General features: G+C 61.3%; 9 protein-coding genes and 1 pseudogene. 5 read left to right on the top strand and 5 right to left on the bottom strand.

Going from position 1 to position 13,029, the window contains the following annotated elements; genetic code table 11:
• Positions 1–181 precede the first annotated feature (181 nt).
• A pseudogene (gene traA, locus VKR55_RS16690) lies at positions 182–3,193 on the top strand (Ti-type conjugative transfer relaxase TraA).
• A gap of 131 nt (positions 3,194–3,324) precedes the next feature.
• The gene (locus VKR55_RS16685; protein WP_324405012.1) at positions 3,325–3,537 is read left to right on the top strand and encodes a helix-turn-helix transcriptional regulator; all 213 of its coding nucleotides are present in this window, start codon (positions 3,325–3,327) and stop codon (positions 3,535–3,537) included.
• A 117-nt stretch (positions 3,538–3,654) separates the two neighbouring features.
• Here the strand turns inward: VKR55_RS16685 and VKR55_RS16680 are convergent, their stop codons facing one another.
• Positions 3,655–4,029 (bottom strand): helix-turn-helix domain-containing protein, encoded by a 375-nt coding sequence (locus VKR55_RS16680; protein ID WP_324405011.1) that lies wholly within the window; start codon positions 4,027–4,029, stop codon positions 3,655–3,657.
• On the bottom strand, positions 4,029–4,340 hold the full coding sequence (locus VKR55_RS16675) for a type II toxin-antitoxin system HigB family toxin (protein WP_324405010.1): 312 nt from the start codon (positions 4,338–4,340) through the stop codon (positions 4,029–4,031). Before VKR55_RS16675 ends, VKR55_RS16680 begins: the two co-directional genes overlap by 1 nt.
• A gap of 515 nt (positions 4,341–4,855) precedes the next feature.
• Here VKR55_RS16675 and VKR55_RS16670 point away from each other — a divergent pair.
• A complete protein-coding gene (locus tag VKR55_RS16670) occupies positions 4,856–8,221 on the top strand; it encodes an adenylate/guanylate cyclase domain-containing protein (protein ID WP_324405009.1) in 3,366 nt (1,121 codons plus the stop codon).
• Positions 8,222–8,541: 320 nt separating this feature from the next.
• Here the strand turns inward: VKR55_RS16670 and VKR55_RS16665 are convergent, their stop codons facing one another.
• From VKR55_RS16665 to VKR55_RS16655, 3 genes are all read right to left on the bottom strand, one after another.
• Positions 8,542–10,146 (bottom strand): rhodanese-like domain-containing protein, encoded by a 1,605-nt coding sequence (locus VKR55_RS16665; RefSeq protein WP_324405008.1) that lies wholly within the window; start codon positions 10,144–10,146, stop codon positions 8,542–8,544.
• A gap of 193 nt (positions 10,147–10,339) precedes the next feature.
• Positions 10,340–10,843: a hypothetical protein gene (locus VKR55_RS16660; RefSeq protein WP_324405007.1), complete on the bottom strand. Its 504-nt coding sequence runs from the start codon at positions 10,841–10,843 to the stop codon at positions 10,340–10,342.
• A 275-nt stretch (positions 10,844–11,118) separates the two neighbouring features.
• The gene (locus VKR55_RS16655; protein WP_324405006.1) at positions 11,119–11,724 is read right to left on the bottom strand and encodes a TetR/AcrR family transcriptional regulator; all 606 of its coding nucleotides are present in this window, start codon (positions 11,722–11,724) and stop codon (positions 11,119–11,121) included.
• 135 nt (positions 11,725–11,859) lie between these two features.
• Between VKR55_RS16655 and VKR55_RS16650 the strand changes: the two genes are divergently transcribed.
• Positions 11,860–12,285 (top strand): nuclear transport factor 2 family protein, encoded by a 426-nt coding sequence (locus VKR55_RS16650; protein WP_324405005.1) that lies wholly within the window; start codon positions 11,860–11,862, stop codon positions 12,283–12,285.
• A 125-nt stretch (positions 12,286–12,410) separates the two neighbouring features.
• Positions 12,411–12,953, top strand: a complete 543-nt coding sequence (locus tag VKR55_RS16645; RefSeq protein ID WP_324405004.1) for a carboxymuconolactone decarboxylase family protein — start codon at positions 12,411–12,413, stop codon at positions 12,951–12,953.
• Positions 12,954–13,029 lie beyond the last annotated feature (76 nt).

The following is a 13,029-nucleotide window of genomic DNA, read 5'->3' as shown; positions in this document are numbered from 1 at the left end:
GGCTTGCGCATCGTCGTCTCCATCGTGATGATGGAGAAACGATACCTCGGCAGCCGGCAAAATGCTGTAAGGTCATCAGGACGAGCTGAGACGGGATAGTCCTTCCCGAGATTTTTTCGAGGGAGGGCGCGCTTATACGTCGTTCCGACGTGCGCTTCGCCATGTAGATGATCCAGTCGCGATGGCGATCTATCATCTTCACGTCAAGGTCATTGGCCGCAAGTCTGGTTCCAGCGCGGTGGCGTCAGCCGCCTACCGCTCCGCCTCGCGGTTGCGCGACTAGCGCCTTGATCGCAGCCACGATTTTTCTGGCAAGCGCGGCGTCGTCCATTCCGAGGTGATGCTGCCGGAGAACGCGCCGGAAGCGTGGAGCGACCGCGAACGGCTCTGGAACGATGTCGAGGCGTTCGAAGTCCGCAACGACGCCCAGCTTGCCCGTGAGGTCGAATTCGCCATCCCGCGCGAGATGAGTGAGCGCGACGGCATCGAACTGGCCCGCGACTTCGTTCGGGGCGAATTCGTCGATCGGGGCATGATCGCCGATCTCAATGTGCATTGGGACATGGCCGAGGACGGCATGCCCAAACCGCATGCGCATGTCATGCTGACCATGCGCGCGGTGGACGAGAACGGTTTTGGCCAAAAGGTGCGGGAATGGAACCGCACCGCGATGGTGGAGCGCTGGCGCGAACGCTGGGCCGAGCTTGCCAATGAGCGCCTGGCCGAACTCGACATCGACGTGCGCATTGACCATCGCAGCCTCGAAGCCCAGCGCATCGCGCTGGAGCCGCAAACCCAGATCGGCGCGGCCGCCAAGCGTATCGAGGATCGGGGCATCGAGAACGAAGGGACCAAGGCCGACCGCGCCGAGATGCACCGCGAGATCGCGCGCGGCAATGGCGAGCGGATCATCGCCAAGCCGTCGCTTGCATTTGACGCGATCACGCATCAGCAATCGACCTTCACGCAGCGCGACATAGCGAAGTTTGCGCACCGGCATAGCGACGGGATCGAACAATTCAACGAGGTCATGGGCGCGATGCGCGGTGCACCTGGTCTGGTCGAACTCGGCAAGGACGCTCGCGGCGAGGATCGCTTCACTACGCACGAAATGATCGAGGCCGAACAGCGCCTGCATCGCGCGGCCGAACTGATGGCTGAACGGGAGCGCCACGAGGTGCGTGACGCGGATCGCGAAGCGGTGCTGGCGCTTGCTGAACGGCGCGGTCTCGTCCTGTCGGGCGAGCAGGCCGACGCGCTGGCGCATGTCACGGATGGGCGCGATTTAGGCGTCGTGGTCGGCTATGCCGGAACCGGAAAGAGCGCGATGCTGGCCGTGGCGCGGGCGGCATGGGAGGCCGCGGGCTACGAGGTCCGGGGCGCGGCGCTGTCTGGCATCGCGGCGGAAAATCTCAAAAGCGGATCGGGCATATCCTCCCGGACCATCGCCAGTATGGAACACGGCTGGGAACAAGGGCGCGACCTGCTCAGGTCGCGCGATGTCCTGGTAATCGACGAGACGGGCATGGTCGGCACACGGCAGTTGGAGCGCGTCCTATCCCATGCTGCCGACGCTGGTGCCAAAGTCGTGCTGGTCGGCGATCCGCAACAACTGCAGGCCATCGAGGCGGGTTCGGCCTTCCGCTCGATTCACGAACGCCACGGCGGGGCGGAAATCGGCGAGGTTCGCCGTCAGCGGGAGGACTGGCAGCGCGACGCCACGCGTGATCTCGCCAATGGCAAAATCGGCAATGCGCTTGGAGCTTACCGCTCCCACGGCAGGATGCATGAGGCCCAGACCCGCAAGCAGGCGCGAGGCGATCTGATCGATCGCTGGGACCGCGACCGGCAGGCATCACCGGATCGCAGCCGGATCATCCTCACCCACACCAACGACGAAGTCCGCGCCCTCAACGAGGCAGCGCGCGAGCGGATGCGGACCGCCGGCGATCTGGGCGATGAGGTGCGTATAATGGTCGAACGCGGCACGCGGCAGTTCGCCCGCGGGGATCGCGTCATGTTTCTGCAAAATGACCGCGGCCTGGGCGTCAAGAACGGCACGCTCGGGTCCATCGAGCAGGTCAGCGCGCAATCCATGACCGTGCAGACCGACGATGGCCGATCCGTCCGCTTCGACCTCAAGGATTACAATCGGATCGACCATGGCTATGCCGCGACCATTCACAAGGCTCAGGGCATGACGGTGGACCGCGCCCATGTGCTGGCGACGCCGGGCCTGGACGCCCACAGCAGCTATGTCGCTCTCTCGCGGCACCGCGATGGCATGGAGCTGCATTATGGTCGTGACGACTTTGCCGGTCAGGACCGCCTTACCCGCACCCTGTCACGCGACCGCGCCAAGGACATGGCCTCGGATTACGAACGCACCGATCCGGCGCAGGGGTATGCTGAGCGGCGCGGAATTACCTTCCGCGAGCGGGTCGCAGAGATCGTGCGCAGGGTCGTGCCGGAGAATGTGCGTGACAGGATCGATGGCTTGCTCGAAGGATTGCGCTCGCCCGGAGACGGCGCGGCTGGCGGGAACGCCGCGCAGCCGCCGGAAAAAGGAATTGGGGGCGTGGACGCCGCAAGGCGCGAACCTGCAGCGCCAGCAAAAGAGGTTGCAGATGATCCCGAGGCAGCCCTGCGTCGTGTCCGCACAAAGGCGCTGGTGCGCCATGCCCGCGCCGTGGATGCGATCTTCGAAGCGCAGGAGATGGGCGGCAAGGCGAGTCCCGAGCAGGTGAAAGAGCTACAAAAGGCCCGCCAGGTCTTCGAGGAGGTGCGGCCCTATGGCTCGCATGATGCAGAGGCCGCCTACAAGAAGAGCCCGGATCTTGCCCGCGAGGCTGGGTTGGGCCGGGTCAACCGCGCCATCCGCGCCCTCCAGCTCGAAACCGAGTTACGCATCGATCCCAGCCGCCGCGCCGACCGTTTCGTGGAGCGCTGGCAGGAGCTCAAGCAGACCAGTCAGCGCCAGTATCAGGCCGGCGACATGTACGGCTGCAAGGCGACGCGCTCTGCGATGGGCGACATGGCCAAAAGCCTCGAACGCGATCCGCAACTGGAATCCATCCTCGAAAACCGCAAGAGAGAGCTCGGCATCTCCTTCGAATCAGGACGCCGGCTCGGCCTCGAATTGGCCTTCACCCATGGCATCGATCTTGGAAGGGGTCGGGGCCTTGGAATTTGATCCATCATCCTGTTTGCCGCCGTCTGAACGCCATAGTACGACGATGTGTAAAATGCGCTTGCGCGTCTGCAACCGTTGTCCTGTCTGGTCCCAGAAGCTGTCAGAAAAAGCCAGCAGGAGGCAGCGCGGCCATGCGCGAACCAGATCGTATCGTCCGTTTGAAAACCGTCCTCGCCAGGACCGGGCTGTCCCGCTCCACCATCTACCGTAAGATCGCCCAGGGCACCTTCCCGGCTCAGATCAAAATCAGCGTCAACGGCACCGGTTGGCATGAGTCCGACATCAACCGCTGGATTGCCGACCCCGTCTCATGGCGTCCGAAACCCGAGTTCGATGAGGTCTAGTGAGGGCGATAGTTGTACCATTTCCTCGCACCGGTCCTCCGGGCCTCCATACTCATCGCTTTAGACCGCCACCGAAGTCTGGAAAATACTTGACTTACTGGCGCGTCCCTATCCGGCTTAGGCCGCGACACTCTCACTGGCCAAAATCAGCAAATCCGCCGGAACATGGAAACGCTCGCGCAGGCGCTTTACCATCGTCATGCTCAATTCGCGCTTGCCCGACATGACCTCGCTGACACGGCTCGCCGTGCCCAGAAGCGGCACAAGATCAGCGCGCGTCAAACCATGCTGCTCCATCAGATAGGTCAACAAATCGGGCAACGGCGGCGCTTTGCGCGGCCATCGCGTGCGTTCATATGCCTCGATCAGGCGAGCCTGCGCCACCATGCGCGCGCGGTCGTCAGCCTCGCTCGATCGCATCAGCTTGCTGACAAGCGCCTTCGCCGTCTCATGATCGGCCTCATTCTGGATAATGATCAAAGTCGCCTTCATCACACCGCCTCCGCATTCACCTTATCATAGTCTTCATGACTGCCGAAAAAGCGGATTATCAACACGCCGTCGCGATATTGTACCAAGGCGATCAAGCGGTAGTCGTTGGCCTTGATATTGAACACTACGCGCCCGCCTTTTAGGATGCTCGCCTTGGGATGCGAACGCTTCACGTCCTGCGGCGTGCGCCAGTCCGAAGCCTCCGCGATCGCCAGCCACGCCCGGTACTGGGCGCGCGCCGCGTCGATACCGCGATGGCCGGAACGTTCGGCAAAGTAGCGCTCAACAATGTCCGTGCCGATAACCAGCATACGAGCGGACGCTAGCGCGGATTTCCCAAAAATGGAAGAAGGGATTTCCATTTTTGGGAATAGTATGCTCTGGTGCTAAGATTCTGAAAGACGGCCGATGAATATCGCTGGCTCTCAACGCGCGGGGAAACTACCTTGCGAGGTGTATGTACAGGTGTATGTAGCAAAAAGGTGCATGCTACTGACCCCGATAAAATGGGCGTTTCTCTCATTTCCCGGCGGACACTCTCTCCGCCATGTCTTGTTGATTCTAATGATATTTTTATGTTTTGACCTCGGATTAGTTTCCCAAATGTGCGCTTTTCCTTTTGTCTCGTATCTTCATGCCATGAGATACAGCGTGCGGATCACTTGATAAGGTCGATCCTTGGCGCGTCGTAAAATAGGATATCAGGGCGAGCAAAACGGACTCTCTGAGAATGGCGCAGTATTAACGAGCGGAAATCGTCACTCGGACCAGTGAGCAATTGGCGACCCGCCACGGATGTACCGGCGCAAACAGTTGGGACGCCGACATGGACCTCGGGAATTGGCTGCGTAACCAAGGTCTCGAACGCTTTGAGGCGACATTCCGCGACAATGGCATCGACGAAACGGTCTTGCCTCACTTGACCCAGGACCATTTGCGCGAACTGGGTCTTCCGATGGGAGCCCGGATCAAGCTTCTGGCGGCCATTGCCGAGCTTGCAAAGGAAGCGGAACGTCTTGCTCCCGCGCCCATATCAGCGGCGGAGCCGGCGGCCGATGCCGGCGAGCGGCGGCAGATCACCGTGCTGTTCAGCGATCTCGTGGGTTCGACGGCGTTGTCGACCCGGATGGACCCGGAAGATCTGCGCAAGCTGATCTCGGCCTATCAGAAATGCGTCGCCGAAACAGTTCGCCGCTTCGGAGGCTTTGTTGCGAAATACATGGGCGACGGAGTGCTCGTCTATTTCGGCTATCCGGAAGCGCACGAGGACGATGCGGAACGAGCCGTAAGGTCGGGCCTGGAGTTGGTCGCGGCCGTCGCGAAACTGAAGATGGATACGCCGCTGCAGACCCGTGTCGGCATTGCGACGGGTCTGGTGGTGGTCGGCGATCTCGTCGGATCGGGGCAGGCACAGGAGCGGGGGATCGTGGGCGAGACGCCGAACCTCGCAGCGCGGCTGCAAGGGCTTGCCGAGCCGGACATGGTGGTGATCGCGGATGCCACAAGACGTCTCCTCGGCAATCTGTTCGAACTGCAGGATCTCGGCCACCGGGAGCTCAAGGGTATCGACGGTGCGGTCCAGGTCTGGGCTGCATTGCGATCGGCGCAGGTGGAGGGCCGCTTCGAAGCTTTCCACGCCGATGACCTCTCCTCGTTTGTGGGGAGGGAAGAGGAGTCGGAATTGCTGCTGCGGCGTTGGTCGAGAGCCAAGAGTGGTGAGGGGCAGGTTGTGCTTCTTTCGGGCGAGGCCGGAATCGGCAAATCCCGATTGACCATGGCACTGCTGCAACAAATCAGCGACGACCAGCATACGCGGCTACGCTTCTTTTGTTCACCCCAGCGCACCGATGGCGCATTCTATCCGATCATTGACCAATTGGAGCGCGCTGCCGGACTGAAACACGATGATACTGCGAGGGATAAGCTCGACAAGCTCGATTCCTTGCTGGCACGGAGCGCGACTTCTCCTGAAGATTCGGCCCTCCTTGCCCAACTGCTGTCGCTCCCGAATGACGGTCGTTATCCGCGGCTTAACTTGGATCCGCAGCAAGTCCGGAAGAAGACACTGGAGGCGCTGCTCACCCAGGTCCAAGCGTTTGAGCGGTCAGAACCGGTGTTGCTGATCTTCGAGGATGCGCATTGGACTGATCCTACCAGTCTCGAGCTCATTGGCCTCATCCTGGAGCGGATCGTGACGCTCCGCGCGTTGCTGGTCATCACATATCGTCCGGAATTTCAGCCGCCTTGGATTGGGCTTCCGCATGTGAGCGCCCTGACCATCAATCGCCTTGGCCGGCGGGACATCGACGCGATCGTCGACCGCATGATCGGCAACAAGATCCTGCCCGCAGGCATTCGCGAGGACATGATTGAACGGACTGACGGCATTCCCCTGTTCATCGAGGAGATGACGAAAGCGGTGCTCGAGGCGGAGAACGAGGACGAGGCCCGGAAAACCACGGCCGCCATTCCGCACCCAAGGTTTGAAATTCCAGCGACGCTGTATGCCTCGTTGATGGCGCGTCTCGACCGGCTAGGTCCTGCGAAGGAATTGGCTCAAATCGGCGCGGCGATCGGCCGCGAATTTTCGCACGCGCTCATCGCAGCCGTCACGGGCAAGCCGCAGGCAGAACTCGAGATGCGACTGCATAGTTTGATCAGCGCCGGACTGTTGTTCCGTCAGGGCATCCCGCCGCATGCGAAATACCTGTTCAAACACGCATTGGTGCAGGACGCTGCCTACGGCACCCTGTTGAGGGAGCCCAGACGGGCCCTTCACGCGAAAATCGCGGAGACCATCTGCAGCCGATTTGCGGACGTCGCCGAAAGCAATCCCGAGCTCGTGGCGCGGCACTATACCGAAGCCGGCGAAATCGAGAAGGCGGTCGACTTCTGGGGTAAGGCGGGAGAACGGTCCTTGGCGCGTTCGGCTTTGCTCGAGGCGCTGGCCCAACTCGGCCGTGCACTTGAGCAGATCGCCGCGCTCCCCTCCACACCAAAGCTGCGCCGCGAACAGATCCGGCTTCAATTCGCGCTGATAAACCCGCTGATCCATGTCAAAGGTTACGCCGCGCCGGAAACCAACGCTGCAGTCGAGCAGGCAAGGTTGCTGGTTGAACAAGCTGAAGCGCTCGGTGAGCCCCTTGAGGATCCGTTGCTGCCCTTCGTTGTCCTTTACGGCCAATGGGTGGCCAACTTCGTTGCATTCAGCGGCGACCGGATGCGCGAACTCTCATCGCAATTCCTGGCACTGGCGGAAAAACGGGACGCCAATATCCCGCTTATGGTTGGCAGCCGCCTGAAGGGCATGACGCTGATGCATACAGGCGAAGTTGCACCGGGACTCGAGCACCTCGACCGAGCTCTCGCCCGTTACGACCCCGTCGAACATCGTCCGCTGGCTGCCCGCTTTGGTCAGGATGCTCGAACTGCAATTTTGTCATTTCGGGCTTTGGCGCTCTGGCTATTGGGCTATCCGGATGCAGCATTGACCGATGCAGCCAGAACCTTGAGCCACGCGCGCGAGTTCGGCCAGATCCCCACGCTGAACCACGCACTGATCGTTACGTCGTTTGCCTTCATATTCTGCGGCAATTCAGCCGCAGCCAGGGCAAACATCGAGGAAGTGGAAGCCCTTGCGGATGAGAAAGGCTCTCAGTTCTGGAAAGCGATCGGAATGGCAAATCAGGGCTGCGCTTTGGCACTGACCGGGCAGACGTCGCGTGCCGTCAAGATGATAACTTCTGGCCTTGCAGCCTTCCGTTCAACCGGATCGACATTGTTCACGCCGTGGTATCTGTCAAACCTGGCCAAGGCTCATGCAGAGCTTGGACAATTTGACGATGCGTGGCGTTGCCTCGATGAGGCCTTGTTGACCGTGCGGACAACTAAAGAAAGGTGGTGCGAAGCTGAAATTCATCGCGTAGCGGGAGAGGTCGCGTTGCTATCACCCCAACCTGATGTCTCCAGAGCAGAGGCCGCGTTTGAACGCGCGCTTTCGACTGCGCGCACGCAACAAGAAAAATCCTGGGAGTTGCGTGCGGCGACGAGCATGGCGCGCCTTTGGCGAGATCAGGGTAAAGGCCGCGAAGCTCGAGAGCTTCTTCGACCAATCCGCGATTGGTTCACGGAAGGTTTCAGTACGCGCGATTTGCAGGTGGCTAAGGCCTTGCTCGACGAACTGCATTGTTAATCGGCGTGGGGGTCCCGACGCCGATTGGCGAGCTAAGCTATTGATCTATTGAGCGGCGAAGGGGTCGATCTTGGGCGCCTATTCACAATCGGACTCGCTGATTTCGCAATTGTCGAACCAGCGTGCGGCATCTTCAAAGCTTTCGAAAAGAAGGTCAAACCGCGATCCTAATCACGCCCGTCGTCTGGCTGAACGGCGCTGGCGAGCGGTTAGCACAGAGCCGATTTGCATTGTTGGCCCGCTTTATGTGCCGATGAGCGGTTATGGAACGGCTGCTGTCGGGCGTGATGAGAGCGAGGTAAAAGCGCGACAGCTTCAGTTCATGTGGTGATGCGGAAGCGGTGGTCGTCGTCCTTGGCCATATCGTTGGCCAGATTGATCTCCCAGGTCAGGTATTCGCGCATCGCGTCTTCGCGATTCTGGCCGCGCTCGCGCGGCGAGAGAAAGACATCGTCGGGCTGGTCCGTCATTCGGGTTGCCCCCATCTCGAGAGGCAATCCCGCCCGAACCCAGGCCTGCGTGCCACCAACAAGTGTCATCACCGGTACGGACGCGACGGCCTGCAACTCAACCGCCGCCAGTGCCGCAAGCACGCCATCTGGCGACGTCAGCACAATCGTCTGACGGGCGGGGAGCGTCGTCAGTGCAACGCCAAGGCGCGATCGGATTGCAAACCAGGCACCCGGAATATGGCCCAGCCGGTAGCGCGTGCTCAGGTCGAGATCAATCACCGTCACCTTGCCTGCGGCCAATCGATCGCGCAAATCGATCGCATCGATTTGCGGCGCCGAGGCCGCTTCGAGACCGGGAACGCGCGGCACATGGGGTCCGGTTACCCAGTCGCCATCGGCCGGCCCGGCGGCCAGAACCGCAATGTCCGGCCAGCCCATTTGTTTCAGCCACGACGCTGTCATGGTTGCGCGGACGCCGTTGTCGTCGACCAGCACGACGCGGGCGCCCCAGGTTGCCATATGCGAGTCGGTTTCCTGCACAAGCTGGCCGCCGGGCGCCGAGCGTGCACCGCGCAAATGGCCAGCCTCGTATTCCTCAGGTGAGCGGACGTCCAGGACGTAAAGGCTGCGCTGGGCTGCCTCGGCGCGCCATGACTCGAGCGTACACTTGTCGATACGCGCGATGCCGCAGCGCGCGGCAACCCGTGCAGCGGCCTCGCCGGCGGACTGCAGTCCGTGCGCACTGACCTCGGGCGGCTTTCGCGTCGCCCCACGCACGACTTCGAGGCCCGCGAGGTGCCAGGCCATGGTGCCGTCCTTCAGAGACACGACTTTGTTGCGCACGCCGGCATTGATCAGCGATTGCGCCCCGATGATACTGCGCGTGCGGCCGCCGCAATTGACGATGACCGTTGTATCCGGCGACGGCGTGAGATCCGCGAAGCGATAGACCAGCTCCGCGCCGGGTACGCTGATGGCCGTCGGAATGCTGTTATTGTGGTACTCCTCGTACGAGCGGCTGTCGTAGATTGCGATGTTGGCCTTGCGATCGATCAACACCTGAAGATCCCGAACGGAAATCCACGGTGTGCCGGCCTCGTGCTCGACGACTTCGGCAAACGCTTTGCTGGGCACGTGCACGCCGCTATAGATGCGAAAGCCCGCCGCCTCCCACGCAGCGATTCCGCCGTCCAGCGCAGCGACGTCATGATAGCCGAGCGCGGACATCCGTTCCGCGGCGCGCGCCGCCAGGCCTTCACCATCATCGCACCAGATGACGCGTGTACCGCGCCGCGGCACCAGGTCGTCGATCAGCAGCTCCAATCGGCTGAGCGGAACGCAACATGCCATCAGAAGATGGCGCCTGCCGAACGGCAGTTCCTCGCGCGCATCGAGCAGGGTCAACTCGCCGCCATCGTGAAGCTGGGCTTTCAATGCTCGTGCATCGATGCGTTTGATCGTGTTGCCCGACATGCCTTCAGCCCCCGCATTGGAGATATGACGACGCCGGCAGCGCGATCCTGCTTCTTCCGAAGCCGGCCCCGCGCGCCGCGCCGACAGGCCAGTGCGACTTCCACGAGCCTCTCATGGAAGGCGTCGAGATTCGTGTTGCGATCAAACCTGCGACGCCGCGGCGTTTCCCGGTCGTCAATCCGTCCAGCCTCACTCAGGCCGCCCTGATGTTCGAACGCTTAACGTGATCCAGGTTCCTGCCCTCAATACGCACCAGCTTCGTGAGCCCCTCTCGCTTCGGCGAATGGACCACACCGACATCATAGAAGTGGCTATCGCCCGGCTTCAGGACATAAGTCTTGGCCGGCTCGACCAGAGTCGGCTCGTCACCCTCACCTTTCTTGACAACGCGCCAGTCGGTCATCTCCGTATCACCAATCGCCAAGCCGTAGATTGCCCAACTGGAACCGTGATCGTGCGGCGCGCCGTGAGCGGCGTTCTCGTAAACATGTCCGCAAACGCAGAAGCCCAGCTCCGGATCCTCATACAACACCTTGCGTGGGCGGCACTGTTCGGCGGTCAGGTGCCTGGCAACGAATTCCTGGTCGAGCAGCGCCTTCGACACAAGTTTGCACACCAGCTGCTTGCCGGTCACCCCGGAATCCGCCTTAAGAGTCTCGCGGATGTCAGTGCTCAATTGCTCAAGGGTATAGGCCATTCGCTCCCTCCGTCATGTTTGAAGCATTTCGCTTCCGGCTTGCCGGCATTATGAAGTGATTAGCTAACGGGGAGCAATCCTTTGAACTACATAAATGACCGGGCGGGAGAGCTCACTTCTCTCCAGGAAGAGCTCGGCTTGAAATTTAAGGAGCGTGAGCCATCCCGGTTGCCAGCCTCCAATAGGTGCACATCTCCGTATTGGAGAAGGGAGGGGCGTTCGCGAACCGTAACGGTCGCCAATGTTCAGCGAAGTCTGGGCGTCAAGTCCGGGGCTCAGTTTTGCATATGCCCGACGACCATCGCGTTTGCCACGGCCGTGAGCGCGGCACCCGGGCCCTTCGGGCCGCCAAGGGTCTGGCTGATCGTATAAGCGCCTTCGACAAGAAGCAAAAGGCCGTCCGCAAGGAGCTTCGGCTTCGGCACGCCGAGCGCCTCGGCGATCGCCGTGAGGCGGCGGCGCCACTCGCGCCTGTTGGCCTCGACCACGCGATGGCCGGGATGTGAGGGGTCGGCAAACTCGTTCGCATAATTGATGAACGGGCAGCCGCGATACCCGGCCTGCGTGGTGCGGCGCGCGAAAAAATCCGTGATAGCGTTGAGCATGGTGCGCGGGTCGTCGGCAAATGGCGAGAAGTGCGCGTCCCACTGCTGCCAGAACTCGACATTGCGCTGTTCGAGGTAGGCGACGATCAGATCGTCCTTCGATTTGAAACTGCGGTAGAGGCTGATTTTCGCCACGCCCGCATCGTTGACGATTTCCTCGACGCCGACTGCGCGGATGCCCTTGCGATAGAACAGGTCGGCCGCAACCGCCAATATCCGCTCGCGCGCCGGCTTTTGTTTCGCGTTGCCCACCCTGCGTCTCGCTGCCTTGGCCATGTCGTGCCTCTATCCCTGCTGCCGATGATTTCACTTGACATGTAACCGACCGGTTCGTAGTTGTCACGTGTTACGAACCGGTCGGTAACATTTGCCTTCGCGTAAGGTCCGACCATTGATGCGAGGAGTCTACCGATGACCGACAACACCGATGCGCAAATCCGCCACATCCACGACCGATGGCAAACAACGATCGTGCAGAAGGACGTAGATGGCCTGATCGCACTCTATGCAGAGGATGCCATTTTCGAAACGCCGGCGATCCTGGTGACGCTGAAGGACCGGAAGGAAGGGGTTCTGCGGGGAAGGAGCGAGATCAGGCCGTTTTTCGAGGCGGGATTCCGCAAGCTCGGAAACGAACTGAGCCGCTGGTATCGCACCGGAGAGTTCTTTTCCAACGGACGGCAGCTGATTTGGGAATATCCGCGCGAGGCCCCGAAGGGCGACCAGGTGGATTTGGTCGAGGTGATGGATATTGCCAACGGTCTGATCGCCCATCACCGGGTTTATTGGGGATGGATTGGCTTCCAAACCCTCGTAGCCGCCATGAACAAAGCTTGATCAGCTCAGGTCAAGGTTGGGCAATGACGAAGTAAATCATTGCTCATCTCACCGACACGCATCTTGAGCAGAGATCTGGCCGAGAGCGCCACGAAGATCCGCTCGCATCGCAAAGGAGAACTTCAATGTCACGCATCGCGATTCCGACTTTGGCCGAGGCGCCAGCCGAGACCCATGCGACCCTCGAAGGGGTTACCAAACGGCTCGGCTGGACGCCGAACCTGTTCCGGTTTATGGCCCTCAGTCCCAACACACTCGCAGCCTTCGTTGCCCTTTCTGGGACGCTTTCCCGGACCCTGGACGTCGCGACAATCGAATCCACGGGCTTGGCTGTCTCGGAAGACAGCGGCTGCAAGTACTGCGCGCAGTCGCACGTCTTCCTGGGCACGTGGCTCGCGAAGCTCGACACCGAGGAGCTCGATCTCAATCGCCAAGGCAAATCGCGCGATCCGAAGCGCGCTGCCGCCGTCCGCTTTGCCAAGGCCATCGCAGACAGGCGTGGCAAGGTGAGCAATGAGGACCTCGCCGATGTGCGCGCGGCTGGGTTCACCGACGGCGACATCGTCGCCATCGCCGGCCTCACGGCCCAGTTCCTGTACACCAACTTCATGAGCAACATCTGCCAGCCCGAGCTTGACTTCCCTGCCGTCGTGCCCGCGCAGGCGTGAGCCAATCCTCCAGCGATCCACCGGCCCACGGCGCGATCGTGCGAGGCGCCCTCGTCCACGCGCTGAGTGTCGGGGC

It is taken from the genome of Bradyrhizobium sp., from assembly GCF_035309285.1.
Lineage (GTDB): Bacteria > Pseudomonadota > Alphaproteobacteria > Rhizobiales > Xanthobacteraceae > Bradyrhizobium.
The sequence above is the reverse complement of the archived record's forward strand: the minus strand, read 5'-3'. Positions and strand labels throughout refer to the sequence as shown.